The 22,103-nt window shown below is 58.4% G+C and carries 20 protein-coding genes; 5 read left to right on the top strand and 15 right to left on the bottom strand.

Annotated features, from left to right (window positions below; translation table 11 throughout):
• Positions 1–79: 79 nt before the first annotated feature.
• On the bottom strand, positions 80–2,095 hold the full coding sequence (uvrB, locus tag AC4IC4_RS06435; RefSeq protein ID WP_024908763.1) for an excinuclease ABC subunit UvrB: 2,016 nt from the start codon (positions 2,093–2,095) through the stop codon (positions 80–82).
• A 752-nt stretch (positions 2,096–2,847) separates the two neighbouring features.
• Here uvrB and AC4IC4_RS06430 point away from each other — a divergent pair.
• Complete coding sequence (locus tag AC4IC4_RS06430) at positions 2,848–3,570, top strand: ABC transporter ATP-binding protein (RefSeq protein ID WP_208763637.1); 723 nt, start codon at positions 2,848–2,850, stop codon at positions 3,568–3,570.
• Here the strand turns inward: AC4IC4_RS06430 and bioD are convergent.
• The 4 genes from bioD to bioB are packed head-to-tail and all read right to left on the bottom strand — an operon-like array spanning position 3,533 to position 7,160.
• A complete protein-coding gene (gene bioD, locus AC4IC4_RS06425) occupies positions 3,533–4,234 on the bottom strand; it encodes a dethiobiotin synthase (RefSeq protein WP_491472375.1) in 702 nt (233 codons plus the stop codon). The genes AC4IC4_RS06430 and bioD overlap by 38 nt on opposite strands.
• Entirely contained in the window at positions 4,227–4,982 is a 756-nt protein-coding gene (gene bioC, locus AC4IC4_RS06420) for a malonyl-ACP O-methyltransferase BioC (protein ID WP_491472374.1), read from the bottom strand. The genes bioD and bioC overlap by 8 nt, the downstream gene beginning before the upstream one ends.
• Positions 4,966–6,123, bottom strand: coding sequence for an 8-amino-7-oxononanoate synthase (bioF, locus tag AC4IC4_RS06415; RefSeq protein ID WP_491472373.1), 1,158 nt, complete (start codon positions 6,121–6,123; stop codon positions 4,966–4,968). Before bioF ends, bioC begins: the two co-directional genes overlap by 17 nt.
• On the bottom strand, positions 6,120–7,160 hold the full coding sequence (gene bioB, locus AC4IC4_RS06410) for a biotin synthase BioB (RefSeq protein WP_032641628.1): 1,041 nt from the start codon (positions 7,158–7,160) through the stop codon (positions 6,120–6,122). The genes bioF and bioB overlap by 4 nt, the downstream gene beginning before the upstream one ends.
• Before the next feature lie 86 nt (positions 7,161–7,246).
• Here bioB and bioA point away from each other — a divergent pair, with 86 nt between their 5' ends.
• Positions 7,247–8,536 carry an adenosylmethionine--8-amino-7-oxononanoate transaminase gene (gene bioA / locus AC4IC4_RS06405; protein ID WP_491472372.1) on the top strand — a complete coding sequence of 430 codons (1,290 nt, stop codon included), beginning with the start codon at positions 7,247–7,249 and terminating at the stop codon, positions 8,534–8,536.
• 48 nt (positions 8,537–8,584) lie between these two features.
• Positions 8,585–9,061 (top strand): kinase inhibitor, encoded by a 477-nt coding sequence (locus AC4IC4_RS06400; protein WP_491472371.1) that lies wholly within the window; start codon positions 8,585–8,587, stop codon positions 9,059–9,061.
• A 91-nt stretch (positions 9,062–9,152) separates the two neighbouring features.
• On the opposite strand, the gene hutH is transcribed toward AC4IC4_RS06400, so the two are convergent.
• The 5 genes from hutH to hutI form a co-directional block, all read right to left on the bottom strand.
• Positions 9,153–10,673, bottom strand: coding sequence for a histidine ammonia-lyase (gene hutH, locus AC4IC4_RS06395; RefSeq protein ID WP_491472370.1), 1,521 nt, complete (start codon positions 10,671–10,673; stop codon positions 9,153–9,155).
• Positions 10,670–12,358, bottom strand: a complete 1,689-nt coding sequence (gene hutU, locus AC4IC4_RS06390) for a urocanate hydratase (RefSeq protein WP_407859600.1) — start codon at positions 12,356–12,358, stop codon at positions 10,670–10,672. Before hutU ends, hutH begins: the two co-directional genes overlap by 4 nt.
• Before the next feature lie 126 nt (positions 12,359–12,484).
• Complete coding sequence (locus tag AC4IC4_RS06385) at positions 12,485–13,219, bottom strand: histidine utilization repressor (RefSeq protein WP_491472369.1); 735 nt, start codon at positions 13,217–13,219, stop codon at positions 12,485–12,487.
• A 19-nt stretch (positions 13,220–13,238) separates the two neighbouring features.
• A complete protein-coding gene (gene hutG, locus AC4IC4_RS06380) occupies positions 13,239–14,177 on the bottom strand; it encodes a formimidoylglutamase (RefSeq protein ID WP_491472368.1) in 939 nt (312 codons plus the stop codon).
• Positions 14,174–15,397, bottom strand: a complete 1,224-nt coding sequence (gene hutI, locus AC4IC4_RS06375; protein ID WP_491472367.1) for an imidazolonepropionase — start codon at positions 15,395–15,397, stop codon at positions 14,174–14,176. Before hutI ends, hutG begins: the two co-directional genes overlap by 4 nt.
• A 224-nt stretch (positions 15,398–15,621) precedes the next feature.
• Between hutI and AC4IC4_RS06370 the strand changes: the two genes are divergently transcribed.
• Complete coding sequence (locus tag AC4IC4_RS06370) at positions 15,622–16,905, top strand: putative acyl-CoA thioester hydrolase (RefSeq protein ID WP_148769226.1); 1,284 nt, start codon at positions 15,622–15,624, stop codon at positions 16,903–16,905.
• 55 nt (positions 16,906–16,960) lie between these two features.
• On the opposite strand, the gene tisB is transcribed toward AC4IC4_RS06370, so the two are convergent.
• Together tisB and pgl are read right to left on the bottom strand one after the other, a co-directional pair.
• A complete protein-coding gene (gene tisB, locus AC4IC4_RS06365) occupies positions 16,961–17,050 on the bottom strand; it encodes a type I toxin-antitoxin system toxin TisB (protein ID WP_023332440.1) in 90 nt (29 codons plus the stop codon).
• Positions 17,051–17,492: 442 nt separating this feature from the next.
• Entirely contained in the window at positions 17,493–18,488 is a 996-nt protein-coding gene (gene pgl / locus AC4IC4_RS06360) for a 6-phosphogluconolactonase (RefSeq protein WP_491472366.1), read from the bottom strand.
• Between the two features lie 140 nt (positions 18,489–18,628).
• Between pgl and AC4IC4_RS06355 the strand changes: the two genes are divergently transcribed.
• Positions 18,629–19,447, top strand: a complete 819-nt coding sequence (locus AC4IC4_RS06355; protein ID WP_417927104.1) for a pyridoxal phosphatase — start codon at positions 18,629–18,631, stop codon at positions 19,445–19,447.
• On the opposite strand, the gene modC is transcribed toward AC4IC4_RS06355, so the two are convergent.
• The 3 genes from modC to modA are packed head-to-tail and all read right to left on the bottom strand — an operon-like array spanning position 19,448 to position 21,971.
• Positions 19,448–20,506 carry a molybdenum ABC transporter ATP-binding protein ModC gene (gene modC / locus AC4IC4_RS06350; protein ID WP_491472365.1) on the bottom strand — a complete coding sequence of 353 codons (1,059 nt, stop codon included), beginning with the start codon at positions 20,504–20,506 and terminating at the stop codon, positions 19,448–19,450. It abuts the gene before it with no gap.
• Positions 20,507–20,508: 2 nt separating this feature from the next.
• Positions 20,509–21,198 carry a molybdate ABC transporter permease subunit gene (modB, locus tag AC4IC4_RS06345; RefSeq protein ID WP_032649484.1) on the bottom strand — a complete coding sequence of 230 codons (690 nt, stop codon included), beginning with the start codon at positions 21,196–21,198 and terminating at the stop codon, positions 20,509–20,511.
• Positions 21,198–21,971: a molybdate ABC transporter substrate-binding protein gene (gene modA / locus AC4IC4_RS06340; RefSeq protein ID WP_491472364.1), complete on the bottom strand. Its 774-nt coding sequence runs from the start codon at positions 21,969–21,971 to the stop codon at positions 21,198–21,200. The genes modB and modA overlap by 1 nt, the downstream gene beginning before the upstream one ends.
• Positions 21,972–22,103: the final 132 nt, after the last annotated feature.

Here is a 22,103-nt window from a genome sequence, read left to right as displayed (position 1 = left end):
TGGCGCTGCGCTTACCGGGGCTACAAAAGACGCTAACCCCGTAGGCCCGGTAAGCGCAGCGCCACCGGGCAAAACCGTCTCACGATGCCGCGATAAACAGATCCCGCAGCTGATGAAGCTGGTCGCGGATCTGCGCCGCCTCTTCGAACTCCAGGTTCTGCGCGTGCTGCATCATCTGACCTTCCAGCTCGTGGATTTTCTGCTGCAGCGCTTTCGGCGTCAGCACGACGGTATCTTCTTCCACCACTGAACGCGCCTTGCCGCGGCCTTTCGCTTTGGTTTTGGCAATGTTCTGACCCAGCGCCAGAATATCCACCACCTTCTTGTTCAGACCCTGCGGCGTAATGCCGTGTTCTTCGTTGTAGCGCTGCTGTTTCTCGCGGCGGCGCTCCGTTTCACCAATCGCTTTCGCCATCGACGGGGTAATTTTGTCACCGTACAGAATCGCTTTACCGTTGACGTTACGCGCCGCACGACCGATGGTCTGGATCAGGGAGCGTTCAGAACGCAGGAAGCCCTCTTTGTCCGCATCGAGAATCGCCACCAGCGAGACCTCCGGCATATCGAGACCTTCTCGCAGCAGGTTAATCCCTACCAGCACGTCAAACTCGCCCAGACGCAGGTCGCGGATAATCTCCATGCGCTCCACGGTATCGATATCCGAGTGCAGATAACGCACCTTCTCACCGTGCTCTTCGAGATACTCGGTCAGGTCTTCCGCCATACGCTTGGTGAGCGTGGTCACCAGCACGCGCTCGTTGATGGCGGAACGCGCGCGAATTTCCGAAAGCAGGTCGTCCACCTGGGTGGCCACCGGACGCACCTCGATAACCGGATCCAACAGTCCGGTCGGACGCACCACCTGGTCAACCACCTCATCGCCCGATTTTTCCAGCTCGTAGTTGCCCGGCGTGGCCGAGACGTAGATGGTTTGTGGCGCGAGCGCCTCAAACTCTTCAAACTTCATCGGACGGTTATCCAGCGCCGACGGCAGGCGGAATCCGTACTCCACCAGCGTCTCTTTACGCGCGCGGTCACCGCGGTACATCCCGCCGATCTGCGGGATCGTAACGTGGGATTCGTCGATCACCAGCAAACCGTCAGCCGGAAGGTAGTCAAACAGCGTCGGCGGCGGCTCGCCCGGCCCGCGCCCGGAGAGGAAGCGGGAGTAGTTTTCGATGCCGGAGCAGTAGCCCAGCTCGTTCATCATCTCAAGGTCAAACTGGGTGCGCTGGCTCAGGCGCTGCTCTTCCAGCAGCTTATTGTTCGCCAGCAGCACCTTACGGCGCTCGGCCAGCTCCACTTTGATCTCTTCCATCGCCTGCACGATACGCTCGCGCGGCGTCACGTAGTGCGTTTTCGGGTAGATGGTGAAGCGCTGGATCACCGACTCAACGTGTCCGGTCAGCGGGTCGAAGAGCGACAGGCGTTCAACCTCTTCGTCGAACAGCTCGACGCGCAGTGCCATATCGTCCGATTCCGCCGGGAAGATGTCGATCACCTCACCGCGTACGCGGAAGGTGCCGCGCTGGAACGCCTGATCGTTACGGGCATACTGCAGCTCAGCCAGACGACGGACGATGGCGCGCTGGTCGATGATCATCCCCTGCGTCAGGTGCAGCATCATCTTGAGATAAAGATCCGGATCGCCCAGGCCGTAGATCGCGGAAACCGATGCGACAACGACCACATCGCGACGCTCCAGAAGCGCCTTAGTGGCCGACAGACGCATCTGCTCGATGTGTTCGTTCACCGAGGCATCTTTCTCAATGAAGGTGTCAGAGCTCGGTACATAAGCTTCAGGCTGGTAGTAATCGTAGTAGGAGACGAAATACTCCACGGCGTTTTCCGGGAAGAACTCTTTCATCTCGCCGTAAAGCTGTGCGGCCAGGGTTTTATTGGGTGCCAGCACCATCGTGGGGCGCTGGAGATCCGCAATCACGTTGGCGATGGTGAACGTTTTACCCGAGCCGGTTACCCCCAGCAGCGTCTGGTGCGCCAGCCCATCTTCCAGCCCTTCTTCCAGACGACGGATCGCCTCAGGCTGATCGCCAGATGGACGGAAAGCAGAATTCAATTTGAACGGTTTACTCATGGGCGACAACCTGATGACGTTATAAGCGGCAGGTGAGTAATTTTACTCCTTGTTGCCAGGAATGCCAGTAAAAAACACTGGATGAAAAACCAGTAGCATGTCAGGATATTTAGAGTAGCGCCTGAATGATTAGCGCGATAGCGACCAAAATTTGGACTGTGACAATATAAAACACCAGTCAGGTCAGGTTATCCCCAGAACTTTTTCTTTTTTAACATTTGTCAAGCCAGGTAATGATAGTTTTGTGGCAACGGGTGACACTTTCATGACGGGAATTGCTTTTATCTAAGCAATTAAATAATAAACGATATTTTCTAAAGCCGCGTTTCGCGTCAATTTGGGCGTAAGCCGCGTCTTCTCTCGCTTATCGCGTGTTTTCTAACTCTAATGCACATGGTTATCCACAGGAATAGTGGATAACTGCTTCCAGCCCATGCAGACTGGCGCTCGGCAAATTCCCGGATTTTCCCACGAGACGGCGGTAAAAAATTTTTATAGCTATTTTTTGCTGATTAACAGTTGCGTCATTCATAACCAACCGATGCGATCTTGCTCACATTTTCAGCATTTCGGGTTCTGCACCACAACTCAACACCGCCAGCACCGTCGATGTGCAATCCCTTTTTTTCTCACCCCCTCTCCGGTGACTTATTCCTAAAAAAGCCGGTTTTTTAAACGCTTTTCGGTTTCTGGCAGGGGTTTTGCAGATTCAAACCCGAGCCTCACCTACACACATTTTTAAGGAGAGAAAGATGTTGAGTCTGCGTGCTGTGAATCAGTTTTACGGAAGCCAACATACGCTATGGAACGTGAATTTGGATTTTCCGCAAGGGATGTGTACAGGCGTCGTTGGCCTGCCGGGAATGGGAAAAACCACCCTGATGAATTGCATCGCCGGGAGAGTGCCCGTCGAAAGTGGTAGCATCATCTGGCATGAGGCAGGCGCGCCGCCGCGCGATTTGCTTAACCTGCCGCCAGAACAGCGTTCAGGAACGGAGATAGGCTATGTCCCGCAGGACAGGCGGATCTTCTCCCAGCTAACGATCGAGGAAAACCTGCATATCGCCATGCGGGCGATGGGGAAACCCAACCCGGAAGCGAAAAATGACGTTTACGACCTGTTTCCGGCGCTCTACGCATTGCGACAGACCCGCGCCAACACGCTCTCTCCGGACGACCAGTACCAGCTGGCGCTGGCTAATGCGCTGGTGAACCGTCCTCACCTGCTGATCCTCGATGAGCCCCTGCACGGCGCAGGACACAGCTTCGCCCAGAAGCTGGGGCAGCTGCTGGTGCGCTTAAACCGGGAGTTAGGTATGACGGTGCTGTTAGCGGAGCAGCAGCTGTCGTTTATCCGCCGGGTGGCGGACCGTTTCTGTATGCTCTATCGCGGGCGTAACGTGGCGCAGGGCCACGTTAACGAACTGGATGACGAGCTTATCGCGCACTGGATGTCGCGGGAAGCAAGACGCTGAGATCGAGATAACGCCCGGTTTCGGCATTTTCCGCGCCGTCAGCAAGCCAGGGAATTTCCCCGAGGCACGGGGCGGGAAGGACGCGCCTGAGCGTCGCCAGATACTCCTGGTGTCGTTTCCCCGGCGCAACCACGTCGTTGGCTATCCAGCCCGCCAGACGCAGCCCGGCCTGCTGTATGGCCTGCGCGGTCAGCATGGCGTGATTGATACAGCCCAGCTTAACGCCGACGACCAGAATGACCGGAAGCTGCTCGGCCTGCACCCAGTCAGCAAACGTCTGCGTGTCCGAAAGCGGCGTAAACCAGCCGCCAGCCCCTTCCACCAGCACCCAGTCGGCCTGGCTTTCCAGCGCCCGTAACCCGGCTGAAAGCACGGCGAAATCAATCGGACGACCTTCGTCAGCGCTGATGATGTGCGGCGAGGTCGGCTCGGCAAAGGTGTACGGATTGACCGCTGAATAGGCGAGTTCACGCGTGCTGTTACGCTGGAGCGCCAGCGCGTCGGTGTTGCGTAACCCTTCCGCCGTCATCTCGCTGCCGGAAGCAACAGGCTTATATCCGGCGGTGTTTTTTCCGAGCTTTCGTGCCGCCTGCAGCAGCGCAGAGCTGGCAACCGTTTTGCCCACTTCCGTATCCGTTCCGGTGACAAAATAACGTTCAGTCACGTTCGATAATCCCATGAAAAAGTTGATAAGAGAGCGGGAAATGCCCCCGCTGCTGAGGCCAGGCCAGCTCCAGGCGCTGCAGCTGTCCCCGGGTCAGCGGTTTTTTCTCCCGTCCGGCATGCAGGTGCGTGGCGCCGATGCCCTTCAGCGAGCGCATGGCGCTGAACGCATCGCTAAAATTGAGGGTGATGGTCTGTACCGTGCTGCGATAGCGCCAGCCTGCCAGCGCCTGCGTCACCTGGTCATGCGATAAAAAACGGTTAGCGTGCGGCTGCTCATCCACCGCTTTCCACGCCTGATTCAGCTCCGGCAGCGAACTCTCCAGCAAGGTAGTAAAGGCCACCTTCCCGCCCGGTCGCGCCATGCGATAAAGCTCGCGTAAGGCCTGCGGCAGGCTGCTGCACCACTGGACCGCCAGATGGCTCCAGACCAGATCGAACTGCGCATCCGCCAGCGGGATCGCCTCGATATCGGCCAGCAGATAGCGATCCGCTGCCTGCCGCTGACGCGCCTCGTCGAGCATCTGCTCTGAGAGGTCGATAGCCGTGACCTGGCTTCCCGCCCCGCGCCAGTAGCGGCTGTTGCTGCCCGGACCACAGCCGGCGTCCAGCACCTGCGGAAAACGGCTCTCGCCAAGCGCGGCCAGAAGCCCCTGCGCGCTCAGACGCTGCAGCTCATCGTGCTGTGAATAGCTCTGCGCGGCACGACCAAATGCCGCCGCGACGGCCCGTTTATCCACCGGCAACATGGAGCGCCTCCAGCAACGTCTCAATATCCTGTCGTTCATGCGCCGCCGTCAGGGTTAAGCGCAGCCGCGCGGTACCCGGCGGGACCGTTGGCGGGCGGATGGCGGTCACCCACATGCCGCGCTGGCGCAGCGCCTGTGCCAGCGCCAGCGCGCGGCCGTTTTCACCGACAATCACCGGCTGGATAGCGCTCTGCGAATCGGTGCTGCGGAAGGGCAGCGCCGCGAGTCCCTGACGGAAGCGGGCGATATGCTCTGCCAGACGCTGGCGACGTTCATCCCCTTCTGCGCTGCGGATCACCGCCAGCGATGCAGACAGCGCCACGGCCTGCGCCGGGGGCATGCTGGTGCTGTAAATCAGGTGTCGGGCAAACTGCAGCAGATAGTCGGCGACGGATTCGCTGCACAGCACGGCGGCGCCGCTGACGCCAAAACCTTTGCCGAAGGTGACAATCAGCAGCTCCGGCTTCACGTTTTGCTGATACGCGCTCCCGCGCCCTTCGTCGCCCATTACGCCAATGCCGTGGGCATCGTCCACCAGCAGCCAGGCGTTTTGCCGTTTGGCGGTATCGTGCAGCGCGGCAAGCGGCGCGCTGTCGCCGTCCATGCTGAATACCCCTTCCGTGACCGCCAGCTGTTGTCCGTCGCAGGGTTTATCCAACAGCGCAGCAAGCTGTCCCGCGTCGTTATGAGCAAAGCGGCGCAGCTGCGCCGGGCTTAAATGTGCCGCCTCCAGCAGGGAGGCGTGACTTAAGCGGTCGGCGACAATGCGGTCCTCTTTTTCCATCAGGGCAGTAATCACCGCCTGGTTGGCGGCAAAGCCGGAGATAAACAACAGCGCGCGCGGGTAGCCGAGCCAGTCAGCCAGTTCCTCTTCCAGCGCATGATGCGCTGTGGTGTATCCGCTGACGTGTCCCGAGCCGCCGCTGCCCACGCCAAACCGCTCAGCGCCCTGCTGCCAGGCGCGGATAATGGCCGGATGCTGGCTCAGCCCGAGATAGTCGTTGCTGGAGAAATTGCAGAACCGCTGGCCTTCACGGGTAAGAAAACGGCCCGCGCCGTTTTCCACCACCCTGCGAACGCGAAATGCCTCTGCCGCCCGACGGTCGTCAAGCGCAGAGTTGATACGTGCCTGCCAGGTCATACGGCTGCCGCGTTGTAGAACTGGTCGGTGTCAGCGTTGAAAATCTGCTGCTCCAGCTGCTGCTGTTGCTCGTTATCGCCCGTCAGCACCTCGGTCTGATGCGGGTTAAGCCCCAGCTTGCGGAACAGCTGAACGTCTTTGTCCTCTTCCGGGTTCGGCGTGGTCAGCAGCTTGCAGCCGTAGAAGATGGAGTTGGCTCCGGCCATAAAGCACATGGCCTGGGTCTGCTCGTTCATCTGCTCGCGACCGGCAGAGAGGCGCACGAAAGAGGTTGGCATCATGATGCGCGCCACCGCGATGGTGCGAATAAAATCAAACGCATCCACGTCGTCGTTGTCCGCCAGCGGAGTGCCCTTGACCTTCACCAGCATGTTGATCGGCACGCTTTCCGGCGGGGTCGGCAGGTTAGCCAGCTGCAGCAGCAGGCCCGCGCGGTCTTTCACCGTTTCGCCTAAGCCCACGATACCGCCGGAGCACACTTTGATTCCGGCATCACGCACTTTATCCAGCGTATCCAGACGCTCCTGGTAGGTACGCGTGGTGATGATGTTGCCGTAAAACTCCGGAGAGGTGTCGAGGTTGTGGTTGTAGTAGTCCAGCCCCGCCGCCGAGAGGCGCTGCGCCTGCTCGTCGTTCAGCGTGCCGAGCGTCATACAGGCTTCGAGGCCCATCTCCTTCACGCCTTTTACCATCTGCTCCAGGTAAGGCATGTCGCGATCGTGCGGGTTCTTCCACGCCGCGCCCATGCAGAAGCGGGTCGAGCCGGCGTTTTTCGCCTTGCGCGCCGAATCGAGTACCTGCTCAACTTCCATCAGCCGTTCGGATTCCAGGCCGGTTTTGTAGCGCGCGCTCTGCGGGCAATATTTGCAGTCTTCAGGGCAGGCACCGGTTTTGATCGACAGCAGCGTGCTGACCTGAACATGGCGAGGATCGAAGTGCTGACGATGCACCTGTTGGGCTTCGAACATCAGCTCAAGGAAAGGTTTATTGAATAATTCAGTGACTTGCGACATCGTCCAGCGTGCGTGGTGAGCCATGGGGCTTCTCCAAAGGGTTTTGTTAATTTTCGGTTCGGTTTATACTCGTAAACCTAAAACTTTTCAAAATGGTTTACAAGTCGATTATGACCCAGGACGATCTCGCCTTCGACAAGCAGCATATCTGGCACCCTTATACCTCCACGACTCGCCCCCTTCCCGTCTATCCGGTGGCCTCCGCCCACGGCTGCGAGCTGCATCTCGCCAGCGGCGAACAGCTCGTTGACGGGATGTCCTCCTGGTGGGCGGCCATTCACGGGTACAACCACCCGCGCCTGAATGCGGCGATGAAGGCGCAGATTGACCAGATGTCGCACGTGATGTTCGGCGGGATCACCCATCAGCCCGCGGTGGATTTATGCCGTCGCCTGGTGGCGATGACGCCTGAATCGCTGGAGTGCGTGTTCCTGGCGGATTCCGGCTCCGTGGCGGTGGAAGTGGCGATGAAAATGGCGCTGCAGTACTGGCACGCCAAAGGCGAAACGCGCCAGCGGTTCCTCACCTTCCGCAACGGCTATCACGGGGATACCTTCGGGGCGATGTCGGTATGCGATCCGGACAACTCCATGCACAGCCTGTGGAAGGGCTATCTGCCGGAAAACCTGTTTGCCCCGGCTCCCCAGAGCCGCTTCGACGGCGAGTGGAACGAGATGGACATGGTCGGCTTCGCGCGGCTGATGGCGGCGCATCGTCACGAGATTGCTGCCGTCATTCTTGAACCGATCGTGCAGGGCGCGGGCGGGATGCGGATGTACCACCCGGAATGGCTGAAGCGTATTCGCAGGATGTGCGACCGCGAGGGCATTCTGCTGATTGCCGATGAGATCGCCACCGGCTTTGGCCGCACCGGCAAGCTGTTTGCCTGCGAACATGCGGGTATCGCCCCGGATATTCTGTGCCTCGGCAAAGCGCTGACCGGCGGCACCATGACGCTCTCCGCCACGCTCACGACCCGCCAGGTCGCCGACACCATCAGCGACGGCGAAGCGGGCTGCTTTATGCACGGTCCGACGTTTATGGGTAATCCTCTCGCCTGCGCCGTCGCAAGCGAAAGCCTCGCCATTCTGGAGAGCGGCGAGTGGCAGACGCAGGTTGCGGCGATTGAAGCGCAGCTGAAAGCGGAGCTGAGCGCCGCCTCGGGGGCGAATTTCGTGGCGGACGTGCGGGTGCTGGGCGCCATCGGGGTGATTGAAACCACCCATCCGGTGAATATGGCGGCGCTACAGCGCTTCTTCGTGGACCAGGGCGTGTGGGTGCGGCCTTTCGGCAAGCTTATCTACCTGATGCCGCCGTACAGCATTACGTCGGAGCAGCTGCGTAAATTAACCGATGCGGTCGTAACAGCCGTTAACATTCCCGCGCATTTCACGATTTAACCCTATGCATTACACTTGCTGAACGAGCGATCAACGAGGGTAAACCGTATGAAAATCATCAGCAAAGATCTGCGCGACGGCGAAAAACTGCCGGAGCGTCACGTTTTCAACGGCATGGGGTATCAGGGAGACAATATCTCCCCACACCTGGCGTGGGACGAGGTTCCGGCAGGCACCAAAAGCTTTGTCGTGACCTGCTACGACCCGGATGCGCCTACCGGCTCCGGCTGGTGGCACTGGATTGTGGCGAACCTGCCTGCCGACACGCGCGTCCTGCCGCAGGGTTCCGGTTCAGACCTGGTTGCCCTGCCTGAAGGTGCCATTCAGACGCGCACTGACTTCGGTAAAGCGGGCTACGGTGGCGCGGCGCCGCCAAAAGGGGAAACCCACCGCTATATCTTCACGGTGCACGCGCTGGATGTGGAGAAGATTGAGGTCGATGAAGGGACGAGCGGCGCGATGGTCGGGTTTAACGTGCATTTCCATACGCTGGGGAGCGCGTCGATTACGGCGATGTATTCGTAATAGTGCGGGCTGATGCCCTCTCCCACAGGGAGAGGGAGAAAACCTGGCAATTCCCTCTCCCTGTGGGAGAGGGTTAGGGTGAGGGTAAAAATCACAGCACCGAAGGTAACAGCCCCACCAGCCGCCCTTCTTCCAGAAGCTGCATCGCCTTATCAATATCCGGCGCAAAGAAGCGATCGTCATCGTAATGCGATACATGCTCGCGCAGCGCATGACGCGCCTGCTCCAGCAGCGGGCTGGATTTTAGCCCTTCACGCAGATCGATACCCTGACTTGCCGCCAGCCATTCCACCGCCAGCACGCCGCGGGTGTTGGAGGCCATTTCCCAGAGACGACGCCCGGCAGCCGGTGCCATCGAAACGTGATCTTCCTGGTTTGCAGACGTTGGCAGGCTGTCCACGCTGTGCGGGTGCGACAGGGCTTTGTTCTCGCTTGCCAGCGCTGCGGCCGTCACCTGAGCAATCATAAAGCCCGAGTTAACCCCGCCGTTACGCACCAGGAACGGTGGCAGCTGGGACATATGTTTATCCATCATCAGCGCGATACGGCGCTCGGACAACGCGCCGACTTCGGCAATCGCCAGGGCGATATTATCCGCCGCCATCGCTACCGGCTCGGCGTGGAAGTTACCGCCGGAGACCACCTCGTTTTCCTGAGCGAACACCAGCGGGTTATCGGACACCGCGTTGGCCTCCACCAGCAGCACCTCCGCCGCCTGACGCAGCTGCGTCAGGCACGCGCCCATCACCTGCGGCTGGCAGCGCAGGGAATACGGATCCTGCACCTTTTCGCAGTTATGGTGTGAATCGGCAATTTCGCTGGTGTCGGTAAGCACGTGACGGTACATCGCGGCGGCATCAATCTGCCCGCGCTGACCGCGCACCTCGTGGATGCGGGCATCGAACGGGCGACGCGAGCCCAGCACGGCTTCGGTGGTCAGCGCGCCGCACACCACCGCCGAGGCAAACAGATCTTCCGCTTCAAACAGGCCGCGCAGCGCGAAAGCGGTCGATGCCTGCGTGCCGTTCAGCAGTGCCAGCCCCTCTTTCGCCGCCAGCGTAATGGGTGTTAAGCCGGCTTTTTTCAGCGCCTCTTTCGCAGGCAGCCACTCACCCTGCCAGCGCGCTTTGCCTTCGCCCAGCAGCAGCAGCGACATGTGCGCCAGCGGGGCAAGATCGCCGGATGCCCCAACAGAACCTTTTGCCGGGATCCACGGATAGACTTCCGCATTGACCAGCGCCATCAGAGCCTGAATGACGCTCAGGCGAATGCCGGAGAAGCCGCGCGCCAGGCTGTTGATTTTGAGGACCATCATCAGACGGACAATCTCATCGTCAAGCGGCTGGCCGACGCCCGCCGCGTGCGACAGCACCAGCGAACGCTGTAAGTTTTCCAGATCGTGCGTCGCGATGCGGGTCTGCGCCAGCAGCCCAAAGCCGGTGTTAATCCCGTAGGCGGTGCGCCCTTCGGCCACAATGGCTTCCACACAGGCAACGCTGTCATTAATGGCCGCGTGCGCGCTTTCATCAAGCGAAAGGGTGACCGGTTTACGCCAGACGTTACGCAGCTGTTTGAGCGCCAGCGAGCCGGGAGTGAGTGTTAATGCGTTCATTCATGCTTTCCTTGTGTGGCAGGGATCATCGGCAGGTTAAGGCCCTGCTCTTTGGCACAGTCAATGGCAATCTCATAACCCGCATCCGCGTGACGCATCACGCCGGTTGCCGGGTCGTTGTGGAGTACGCGAGCGATACGCGCGGCGGCTTCATCGGTTCCGTCGCAGACGATGACCATCCCGGAATGCTGGGAGAAGCCCATCCCCACGCCGCCGCCGTGGTGCAGCGATACCCAGGTCGCGCCGCTGGCGGTATTGAGCAGAGCGTTCAGCAGCGGCCAGTCGGAGACCGCATCCGAGCCGTCGCGCATGGCTTCGGTTTCGCGGTTCGGGCTGGCGACGGAGCCGGAGTCCAGGTGGTCGCGGCCAATGACGATCGGCGCGGAAACTTCACCGCTGCGCACCATTTCGTTGAAGGCCAGACCGAGTTTTTGCCGCCACTCCAGCCCTACCCAGCAGATACGCGCCGGCAGGCCCTGGAAGTTAATGCGCTCGCGGGCCATGTCCAGCCAGCGGTGCAGGTGTTCGTCGTCGGCGACGATCTCCTTCACTTTGGCGTCGGTTTTGTAGATATCCTCCGGGTCACCGGACAGGGCAACCCAGCGGAACGGACCGATGCCGCGGCAGAACAGCGGGCGAATATAGGCAGGAACGAAGCCCGGGAAGTCGAAGGCGTTATTCACGCCCATCTCTTTCGCCATCTGGCGAATGTTATTGCCGTAATCAAAGGTCGGAATGCCCATCTTGCTGAAGGCCAGCATCGCGGAGACGTGTTCCGCCATGGAGCGCTTCGCGGCAAGCACCGTGCCTTCCGGATCGGTTTCCGCTTTTTGCTGGTAGGCTTCCCACGTCCAGCCTTTTGGCAGGTAACCGTGCAGAGGGTCATGGGCGCTGGTCTGGTCGGTGACCAGATCCGGACGCACGCCGCGGGCGACGAGCTGCGGGAGAATGTCCGCCGCGTTGCCGCACAGGGCAATCGACACCGCTTTGCCTTCAGACGTGTATTTTTTGATGCGCGCCAGCGCATCGTCCAGATCGGTTGCCTGTTCGTCGACGTAACGGGTACGCAGACGGAAATCAATGCGGCTCTGCTGGCACTCAATGTTCAGCGAGCACGCGCCGGCAAGCGTGGCGGCCAGCGGCTGCGCGCCGCCCATCCCACCGAGACCCGCGGTCAGTACCCAGCGGCCTTTGAGCGAGCCGTTATAGTGCTGGCGACCGGCTTCCACGAAGGTTTCGTAGGTGCCCTGCACAATCCCCTGGCTGCCGATATAGATCCAGCTACCCGCGGTCATCTGGCCATACATCGCCAGCCCTTTTGCATCCAGTTCGTTGAAGTGTTCCCAGGTGGCCCAGTGCGGCACGAGGTTAGAGTTGGCGATCAGCACGCGCGGCGCGTTTTTGTGCGTTTTGAACACGCCCACCGGCTTGCCGGACTGCACCAGCAGGGTTTCGTCGTGTTCGAGTTCGGTCAGGGATTTTACAATTGCGTCATAGCATTCCCAGTTGCGCGCGGCGCGGCCTATGCCGCCGTAGACCACCAGCTCGTGGGGGTTCTCCGCCACCTCAGGATCAAGGTTGTTCATCAACATACGCAGCGGGGCTTCGGTGAGCCAGCTTTTGGCGGTGAGAGTGGTGCCGCGCGCGGCGCGGACATCCTGCTGGCGGTATTTACCTGACGACATTGTGTGCTCCTCATACGGGACAGTGATGCATTTAGATATACTTGTATAGACAAGCACACACAAGGTCAGTTTTAACAAAAAAGATACAATTTTGTTATATTGCGTTAGCTATCACGCTTTTAAAACTTATGACATAAAGTGGCCCTGCAGCCGGTAACGGTTCCCCGGGAAAAGCAGTCGGGCATGCGACACAATGTGCGACGAGGACCAGGTTCGACGGCGGATCAGCAGGCACGGATCATGCTCTTTAATTCGCAACCGTTCACACTCCTGCGGCGTGGCGAGCACGGCCTCCACAATGTGCTCCCCTTCCGTCAGCGGTGCGACGAGCGAGAGATAGGCGTGCGGCGTCGTCTGGGTGTAATCCTGGTTCAGATAGTCCGGTATCCGTTCAGCGTTCACGCAGCGATCTTCAATCTGCACCGGAATGTCGTTCTCAAAATGCACCATAACCGAGTGGAAGATCCGGCTACCTTCTTTGACATTCAGCTCTACCGCCTGCTCGGCGCTGGCCTGGGTCTCTTCGAGCACCAGTACCTCACAGCGGTGCTGGTGATTACGCGAGGTTATCTCATCGGCAATACTGCGGATTTCAAACAGGGCGGATTGCCCTTTCGGTTCCGCCACAAATGTCCCCACGCCCTGCAGGCGCACCAGAAGCCCTTCGTCGGTCAACTCGCGCAGCGCCCGGTTGACGGTCATCCGGCTAAAACCAAACTGCGCCACCAGCTCGGCCTCCGAGGGAATGCGATCGTGCGGCCGCCAGACGCCGGTGGCGATTTTTTCGCTGATCGCCTGCTTCACTTTTTCGTAGAAAGGCGCGGGAGGGCTCGACTGCGGCAGAGGTGAGCGTGAAAACATCGTAACTCCTTGAATAGTGTTATGCCCACCAGTGAGCAATTTGCCAGGCCAGACGGGCGGCAAGCTTTGCGCCCTGTCCGTCCCGATCGTACTGCGGGTTAAACTCTACCAGATCGGCGGCCTGTAGCTTACCGCTACGGCAGATTTGTTCGATAACCGGCAGAAGATCCAGTGCCGGTATGCCTAACGCAGCCGGAGCGGAAACAGCAGGCATTTCGCTGGCGGGCAGGACGTCCAGATCGATCGTCAGGTAGATACGGTCAGCCTGCGCCAGCACTTTTTCCAGCGAAGATAGCGCATCGCGCCTGAAATGGAGATCTTCCACCAGCGTGACGTTCAGGCGTTCAGCCTCATCCCACAGCGCCTGCGTGTTCGCCGCCCGGCTCACGCCAAAGCAGGCGTACTGAAATGCCCGCCCGCGCTCATCGCAGTAATGCGCCAGCTGACGAAACGGGGTGCCGGACGTGGCATGGTCGGCCTTGCGCAGGTCAAGATGCGCATCAAGGTTGATCACCGCCACGCGCTCGTTAGGGAACGCGTCAAGAACGCCCCGACCATGTGCCCAGGCGGTTTCGTGCCCACCGCCAAAAACCAGCGTACGCATTCCGGACTGCTGACAGGCCGTAACGGCATCGCTTAACGCCTGCTGTGCCGCTTCCAGCTCGTCGCCTTCAACGTAAACCGAGCCCATATCCGCCAGCCGATCGTGTCCCTGATGGCTTGCCATATTCGCCAGCGCCTTTCGCAGCATATCAGGCGCCTGCACGGCGCCGGGCCTGCCCTGATTGCGTTTTACCCCTGCATCACATTCAAAGCCTATCAGCGCAATGCCGGATGAAAGCGGCGTGAACTGCCCCTGCTGCCGTATCGTCTGGAAAATGCGCGTCGCATTGCTGGCCTCGGCGCTGTCGTCGCGCCCCTGCCAGACCGTTTCGGCTACGGGCCGCCATAACCTCATACTGCCTCCCCACGGAAAATACGTTGATACAGCGGATTGCGTCCCGGCTCGTAGACCATCTCAACCGGATGGTGAGCATCCCAGACGATAAAATCGGCGACAAACCCGGCCCGCAGCTGTCCGTGGGTTGCACCACGCCCCAGCGCCTGCGCCGCGTGTCGCGTGACGCCAGCCCAGGCCTCTTCCGGCGTCAGGCCAAACTGGACGCAGGCCATGTTCATCGCCAGGTGCAGGCTGGCAAACGGGCTGGTGCCGGGGTTATAGTCGGTCGCGACCGCCATCGGCACGCCCTGTTTTCTGAGCTGTTCAACCGGCGGACGCTGGCGCTCCTGCAGAAAATAGAACGCCCCCGGCAACAGGACCGCAACCGTGCTGCTTTCCGCCATCGCCTGAACGCCTGCGTCGTCAAGATATTCGATATGATCGGCGGAGAGTCCCTTATACCGGCTGACCAGCGCCGCACCGCCCTGATTCGACAGCTGTTCGACATGTCCTTTCACCGGGATGCCGAGCGCGGTTGCCGCCTGAAAGAGGCGCTCGGTTTGCGACGGCGTAAAGCCGACGTTTTCGCAGAACACGTCTACTGCTTCATATAACTCTTTTTGCCACAGCGCGGGCAATATCTGCTCACAGACCAGCGTGAGATACGCATCGGGATCCTGTCGGTATTCCGGCGGAACCGCATGGGCCGCCAGCAGCGTTGGGCTGATATCGATCGGATTATTGAGGCTCAGCTGGCGGGCTACCTGCAGCATCTTCTCTTCGGCCTCGGGGTTTAGACCGTATCCCGACTTGATTTCAACCGTAGTGACGCCTTCATTCATCAGTCGCTGAAGCCGCTGCTGCGCCAGCTTAAGCAGGGTTTCGGGTGAGCTGCTGCGCGTCGCCGTCACGGTCGCGTTAATCCCGCCCCCCTGGGCGCTGATGGTTTGATAAGAGACGCCGTTCAGACGCTGCTCCCACTCCGCCGCGCGATCGCCGCCAAACACCAGGTGGGTATGGCAGTCAATCAGGCCAGGCGTGACCAGACGCCCCTGGAGATCGACACAGTGAGGGTGTCCGGCAGGAATGTCAGATTCAGGGATCACGGCCAGAAGGGTGTGGCCGCGCACGACCAGGGCATGTTGCTCTTTCAGTCCATAGGGCGCAGAGACGTCCGGCACCATCGTCGCCAGTCGCGCATTTCGCCATATTACATCGTCGGGATGAATCTGCTGCATGGGCATTCCACTTGTCATAGGTTGTATAGACATTTATTTTCATCTGTTGCCTGCTGTCAACCGACTTTGTGGAAAATGTTATTTATTTGTGATCACTTACCTGCGGCTCCGGGGCTAAAAATGCAACTTTTACCCTTTTTATCTTCCCGTTTCGCTCAACTTAGTATAAAAAAGCAGGCTATTTCGTCTATCCCGTAAAGACTTGCATACCCAGGAGCTTCACCTTGAACATTTCCAGGATTTCCCGTCTGGCGTTAGCACTCGCCTTTGGCGTGACCTTATCCGCATGCAGTTCAACTCCACCGGATCAGCGACCTTCTGAGCAGGTTGCGCCCGGTACCGCCTCCCGCCCGATTTTGTCCGCTGATGAAGCGAAGAACTTCGACCGTGCGCACTACTTCTCAGCGATGGATCCTAACGCTGCACCGTGGACACCGTCGTCTATTAACCTGCCTAAACAGCCTGACTTCGTGGTAGGCCCGGCGGGTGCGCAGGGCGTAACGCATACCTCTATTCAGGCTGCGGTTGATGCTGCCATCACTAAACACAGCGCGTCTCGCCAGTACATCGCGATCCTGCCAGGTGAATATGAAGGTACCGTGTATGTTCCGGCCGCACCAGGCAGCATTACGCTTTACGGTCTGGGCGAAAAAGCTATCGACGTAAAAATTGGCCTGGCGATTGATTCCGAAATCGACAGCAACACCTGGCGTCACCTGGTGAACCCGGCCGGTAAATATATGCCGGGTAAACCGGCGTGGTACATGTTTGATAACTGCCAGAGCAAGCGTTCCGCCACCATTGGCGTGATGTGTTCAGCGGTGTTCTGGTCTCAGAATAACGGTCTGCAGCTGCAGAACCTGACCATCCAGAATACCCTGGGCGACAGCGTTGATGCCGGTAACCACCAGGCCGTTGCGCTGCGTAGCGATGGTGACCAGGTGCAGATTAACAACGTCAACATTCTGGGCCGTCAGAACACCTTCTTCGTGACCAACAGCGGCGTGCAGAACGCCCTGCAGAATAACCGCCTGACCCGTACCCTGGTGACCAACAGCTACGTTGAAGGTGACGTGGATCTGGTGTCCGGTCGCGGCGCGGTGGTGTTTGATAACACCGATTTCCGCGTGGTGAACTCACGTACTCAGCAGGAAGGTTACGTGTTTGCTCCGGCAACCCAGTCTAACCTCTTCTACGGCTTCCTGGCCGTGAACAGCCGCTTTAATGCTGCCGGTGACGGCGTGGCGCAGCTGGGACGTTCCCTGGACGTGGACTCTGCCACTAACGGCCAGGTCGTGATCCGCGACAGCGTGATCAACGAAGGCTTCAACATGGCGAAGCCGTGGGCTGATGCAGCAATCTCCAAACGTCTGTTCTCCGGCAATACCGGTGCGATGGATGATAAAGGGAACGTGCAGCGCAACCTGAACGACGCTAACTTCAACCGCATGTGGGAATACAACAACCGCGGTCTGGGTAGCAAAGTGGTTGCTGAGCCGAAGCAGTAATAAGATGAGAGTAAAAGGGGGAGTTTAATCCCCCTTTTTACTGCGACTGAATGCGTCAGGCTCCAAACTTAAGATACGCATCCAATAGTTGCATAATCGCAACCATGAGTTGCAGGAACAGAATTGCCCATTCCACACCGCTCATACGCCACTCCTTTGGTATAGAGCACTTCTCCCCTGATTTACCTTTCCGCTGCCTGTCACCAGAGGTGTGTTGGTTATGTTTTGATGTGCTCCGCAGTTTAGGCACTGTCGGCACCACCCGACAGCCAGGACTGAATACGGATCCTGAATTGCGGAACTGCAACACATCAAGCCAACGGACAGAATGATATCAAATCACTACTGTACATAAAAACAGATAAGGTCAGTTTAGGAATTTATAAAGAAAATGCCTCTAAACAACTGATTATTTTAAAAATAACAACCGATAATCATTCTGTGTTCTTTGTCCTTCGTTGACGATGAGTTTACTTCACCTTGAGTCGACATTATGATAACCATGTTGGTTACGTTTTGATGTGCTCACCCGGCAACCACCGGGCATAAAAAAACCTCGCGTTCGCGAGGTTTTTTGTTTTAGCCGCTTAGTGAGCGTTTACCACGACCCACATTGGCCCCTGGCCTACGGCGTAGCGCCCTTTCTCTTCCAGCAGACCCTGCTCGCCTTTAATTTCATACAGCGCGATGTGGTGGGATTTCTGCCCCGCCGCAATCAGGTATTTGCCGCTGTGATCGATATTAAAGCCGCGCGGCTGAGTTTCCGTCGGCTGGAAGCCTTCAACCGCCAGCACGCTGCCGTCTTCGGAAACGCTAAACACGGTAATCAGGCTGGAGGTACGGTCACAGGCGTACAGATGACGGCCATCTGGCGTAATGTGAATATCCGCCGCCCAGCGGGTATCGGAGAAGTCAGACGGCATCATGTCCAGCGTCTGCACGCACTCAATCTGGCCGTTAGGATCTTTCAGCTCCCAGACGTCCACTGAGCTGTTCAGTTCGTTCACCACGTAGGCGTACTGCTGGTTCGGATGGAAGACCATATGGCGCGGACCTGCGCCTTCAACGGTAGTCACTTCGGCAGGATTCTGCGCCACCAGGTGACCATCGTCGCTCAGGGTGAACAGGCAGATACGATCCTGCTTCAGCGCAGGCACCCACAACGTGCGGTTATCCGGAGAGATATTCGCCGAGTGGCAGCCTTCAAGCCCTTCCACCACGTCCACGGTGTCGACCGGAATACCATTTTCCAGACGCGTTACGCTGACGCAGCCCGCGTTATAAGAGCCGCTGAAGACAAAGTTGCCTTTACGATCGGTAGAGATATGGGTTGGGCTGCCCGGCAGCGGGGCTTCGGCAGTGTACGTCAGCGCGCCATCGTCCGGAGAAATGCGATAGGCCAGCACACGGAACTCCGGGCGCACACCCACGTACAAGAAACGTTTATCCGGGCTGATGACCATCGGTTGCACCTGGCCTGGCACATCAACAACCTGCACCAGCGTGAGTGTCCCTTCGGTATTTAAACGCCAGACGTGGATCTGCTGGCTTTCAGGACTGGCGGTATAAACGGTTTGTTTCATGAATATTCACTCCTCACTGCGCATGAAAGTAGTTAACTTTTGACGGTGAATGCTGAATTGTCGACAGGAGTTTTGAAGCATTCGCCTCTCGGTGTACCATCCCATCAAAACGTAAATTCAATATTAACCCGGGAAAACAGATGACCTCGCGTGTGATTGCTCTGGATTTAGACGGTACCTTACTGACGCCGCAAAAAACCCTTCTCCCCTCTTCTCTGGAAGCGCTTAAACGCGCACAGGAAGCGGGATATCAACTCCTTATCGTAACGGGTCGACATCACGTTGCCATTCACCCTTTTTATCAGGCACTGGCGTTAGATACACCTGCAATTTGTTGTAATGGCACCTATTTGTATGATTATCAGGCAAAAAAGGTTTTAGCCTCCGACCCGCTGCCGGTTCCCCAGGCGCTGCAATTGATTGATCTGCTGGATGAGCATGCCGTTCACGGCCTGATGTACGTGGATAACGCGATGGTGTACGAGCGCCCAACCGGCCATGTGGTGCGCACCAGCAACTGGGCGTTGTCCCTGCCTGAAGCGCAGCGTCCGGTCTTTACTCAGGTATCTTCACTGCGTCAGGCGGCCCAGGACGTTGAGGCTATCTGGAAATTCGCCCTGACGGATGAAGACACGACCAAACTGAATACCTTTGCAAAACACGTGGAACAGACGCTGGGTCTGGAGTGCGAATGGTCCTGGCATGACCAGGTGGACATTGCCCGTAAAGGCAACAGCAAAGGCAAGCGTCTGACGCAGTTTGTGGAATCAAAAGGCTGGTCGATGCGGGATGTGATCGCCTTCGGCGACAACTACAACGACATCAGCATGCTGGAAGCCGCCGGTACCGGCGTGGCGATGGGCAATGCCGACGACGCGGTCAAAGCGCGTGCTAACGTGGTGATCGGCGACAACACCACCGACAGCATCGCGCAGTACATTTATACCCACCTGTTGTAATCAGGCGGTAATCGAGACGCTCTTAATTTGCGCGTAAAGCCACAGGCCGGGTTTGATCCCTAACTCATCCCTGGCCCACGGGCTGATGCGCGCCCAGAGCGTTCTGCTTCCCACTTCAAGCTTCACTTCCACCTGCCCGTTATCATCAAAACACTCCGCGACTTTGGCGCGCAGAATATTTCGAATACTGGTTTGCAGCGGCGGTTGCAGCACCAGCGAAACGTCCGACGCCTGAATGCGAATTCGCAGTACGGACTGTAACGGTTTATCAATCTTATTGACCCAAAGATGCTGATCACCCAGCGCCAGGGCGGTCATCGCATAGTGCGGGTGGTGTTCCAGCACGTTCACTTTCAGGATGCTGCTCTGCTGTTCCCGGGGTAACCACGGGTGCATTACGCTGCTGCCCCACACCTCTTCCAGGTTGCCGAAGGCCTTGACGCGGCCCTCTTCCAGCACCAGCACCTTGTCGGCGAGATGCAGGATCTCATCCAGCGAATGGCTGACGTAGAGCATCGGAATATTAATTTCCCGCGTCAGGCGCTGTAGATAAGGCAGAAGTTCACGTTTACGCGGAATATCCAGCGAGGCCAGCGGTTCGTCGAGCAGCAGCAGTTCGGGTGCGGTCAGCAACGCGCGGCCAATCGCCACGCGCTGTTTTTCTCCGCCGGAAAGCGAGGAAGGCAGCCTGTCGAGCAGAGGTTCAATGCCTAAAAGCGTCACCAGCTTATCAAACTGCCCGGCCATGCTTTTCGCCATGCCGTAACGCAGGTTGCCGCGCACGCTGTAGTGCGGGAATAAGCGCGCGTCCTGGAAAACATAGCCGATGCGGCGCTTATCCGGCGAGAGGTAAACTTTATTCTCCACGTCATTCAGGACGCGGTCATTCAGGACAATACGGCCTGACTGCGGGCGGGTCAGACCGCTGATGGCATTAATCAGCGACGTTTTTCCCGCCCCCGACACGCCGAAGATGGCGGTGATGCCGCTTGCCGGCAGCGTCTCGTTAAGCGTCAGGGTATGGTTTCCCAGCGTCTGGGTGAAATGGAGTTCCAGCATGCTTATTTCCCCATCCGCTCACGGCTGAGCCGCGCCAGCCATTCAGACACCATTAGCGATGCCAGCGCCAGCACAATTGAAATAATACACAGACGCGCCGCCGCGCCTTCACCGCCCGGCGTTTGAATCAGAGTATACATCGCCGACGGGATGGTTCGCGTCTCGCCGGGGATGTTCGACACAAACGTGATGGTCGCGCCAAACTCGCCCAGCGAGCGGGCGAAGGCCAGCACCGTGCCAACAATAATGCCGGGTAACGTCAGGGGTAGCGTGATGGTGAAAAAGACGCGCCAGCGGCCTGCCCCCAGCGTACGCGCCGCCTGTTCAAGCTTTATGTCCACGCCTTCCAGCGCGAGGCGTATCGCCCTCACCATCAGCGGGAATGACATCACCGCCGCCGCCAGTACCGCACCGCGCCAGCTAAACGCAAACGTCAGCCCAAACCAGTCGTAGAGCTTCTCGCCGATAAAACCGCGCCGCCCCATCGAAATCAGCAGCAGGTAACCGACCACCACGGGCGGCAAAACGAGCGGAAGATGAAGCACGCTGTCGAGCAGCGTTTTGCCGGGAAACTGACAGCGAACCAGTAACCAGGCAAAGAAGATCCCAAAGGGCAAACTCAGCGCAACCGCCAGGGAAGAGACTTTAAGGCTCAGCAGAACAGCCTGCCATTCAGGATCGGTCAATATCATCAGTGAGTCGTAAATCCGTAACGTTTAAAGATTGCGGACGCTTCCGGCCCCTTCAGGTAATCGCGGAAGGCCGTCACGGTCGCATTTTTATGTCCATCAACAATCGCAACAGGATATTCCACTTTCTTGTGGGAGTCTTCCGGGAACGTTGCCACCACTTTCACACCCTTACTGGCAACAGCATCAGAGCCATACACAATGCCCAGCGGGGCTTCGTTGCGTTCCACCAGCGCCAGCGCGCCGCGGACATCTTCCGCCGGAGCCAGCTTCGGCGACAATGTCTCCCATGCCCCCAGCTTTTGCAGCGCTTCTTTGGCATAAATACCGGCCGGAACGTGCTCCGGATCGCCCACCGCCAGACGGCCACCGTTCAGCAGGCTCGTCCAGTTGGTCTCTTTGTTGATGGTAATGTCCGCCTGGGCGCTGGCTTTTGGCGCCACGACAACCAGGCTATTCCCCAGCAGCGTTTCGCGGGTTGTCGCATCAATCGCTTTCTTCTCCACCGCGTAATCCATCCACTTCTGATCGGCGGAGATGAACAAATCCGCCGGTGCGCCCGCTTCTATCTGGCGCGCCAGCGTCGAGGAAGAGGCAAAAGAGGAGACCACCTCGACGTTTTTCTCTTTTTTATACGCCGCCGCGATATCCTGCAGCGCGTTGGTCAGTGATGCCGCCGCAAAGACCGTGATTTTACCCTCGTCCGCCAGCGCGTGTCCGGTAAGTGAAAGCGTCAGCGTTGCCCCTGCGAAAAGGCGTACCCAGGTACGTGCCATTTTTAACTCCTGTGAGTAGCGTTATATACATATTAATATAACGGTAACGTCAGGGAGATCCCAGCGTTAAATCGTACCGCTGAAGAGGTAAACCGGTGTGATACGTTAAATATTATCGGCGAAAACGGGAAA

It is taken from the genome of Enterobacter sp. Taxon_2 (assembly GCF_058355295.1).
The sequence above is the reverse complement of the archived record's forward strand: the minus strand, read 5'-3'. Positions and strand labels throughout refer to the sequence as shown.

What these genes read in the sequence shown, in the direction of transcription:
- uvrB (WP_024908763.1), bottom strand. Translation starts at nt 2,095, where the DNA reads ATGAGTAAACCGTTCAAATTGAATTCTGCTTTCCGTCCATCTGGCGAT.
- AC4IC4_RS06430 (WP_208763637.1), top strand. Translation starts at nt 2,848, where the DNA reads ATGTTGAGTCTGCGTGCTGTGAATCAGTTTTACGGAAGCCAACATACG.
- bioC (WP_491472374.1), bottom strand. Translation starts at nt 4,982, where the DNA reads ATGTTGCCGGTGGATAAACGGGCCGTCGCGGCGGCATTTGGTCGTGCC.
- bioF (WP_491472373.1), bottom strand. Translation starts at nt 6,123, where the DNA reads ATGACCTGGCAGGCACGTATCAACTCTGCGCTTGACGACCGTCGGGCG.
- bioB (WP_032641628.1), bottom strand. Translation starts at nt 7,160, where the DNA reads ATGGCTCACCACGCACGCTGGACGATGTCGCAAGTCACTGAATTATTC.
- bioA (WP_491472372.1), top strand. Translation starts at nt 7,247, where the DNA reads ATGACCCAGGACGATCTCGCCTTCGACAAGCAGCATATCTGGCACCCT.
- AC4IC4_RS06400 (WP_491472371.1), top strand. Translation starts at nt 8,585, where the DNA reads ATGAAAATCATCAGCAAAGATCTGCGCGACGGCGAAAAACTGCCGGAG.
- hutH (WP_491472370.1), bottom strand. Translation starts at nt 10,673, where the DNA reads ATGAACGCATTAACACTCACTCCCGGCTCGCTGGCGCTCAAACAGCTG.
- hutU (WP_407859600.1), bottom strand. Translation starts at nt 12,358, where the DNA reads ATGTCGTCAGGTAAATACCGCCAGCAGGATGTCCGCGCCGCGCGCGGC.
- AC4IC4_RS06385 (WP_491472369.1), bottom strand. Translation starts at nt 13,219, where the DNA reads ATGTTTTCACGCTCACCTCTGCCGCAGTCGAGCCCTCCCGCGCCTTTC.
- hutG (WP_491472368.1), bottom strand. Translation starts at nt 14,177, where the DNA reads ATGAGGTTATGGCGGCCCGTAGCCGAAACGGTCTGGCAGGGGCGCGAC.
- hutI (WP_491472367.1), bottom strand. Translation starts at nt 15,397, where the DNA reads ATGCAGCAGATTCATCCCGACGATGTAATATGGCGAAATGCGCGACTG.
- tisB (WP_023332440.1), bottom strand. Translation starts at nt 17,050, where the DNA reads ATGAGCGGTGTGGAATGGGCAATTCTGTTCCTGCAACTCATGGTTGCG.
- pgl (WP_491472366.1), bottom strand. Translation starts at nt 18,488, where the DNA reads ATGAAACAAACCGTTTATACCGCCAGTCCTGAAAGCCAGCAGATCCAC.
- AC4IC4_RS06355 (WP_417927104.1), top strand. Translation starts at nt 18,629, where the DNA reads ATGACCTCGCGTGTGATTGCTCTGGATTTAGACGGTACCTTACTGACG.
- modC (WP_491472365.1), bottom strand. Translation starts at nt 20,506, where the DNA reads ATGCTGGAACTCCATTTCACCCAGACGCTGGGAAACCATACCCTGACG.
- modB (WP_032649484.1), bottom strand. Translation starts at nt 21,198, where the DNA reads ATGATATTGACCGATCCTGAATGGCAGGCTGTTCTGCTGAGCCTTAAA.
- modA (WP_491472364.1), bottom strand. Translation starts at nt 21,971, where the DNA reads ATGGCACGTACCTGGGTACGCCTTTTCGCAGGGGCAACGCTGACGCTT.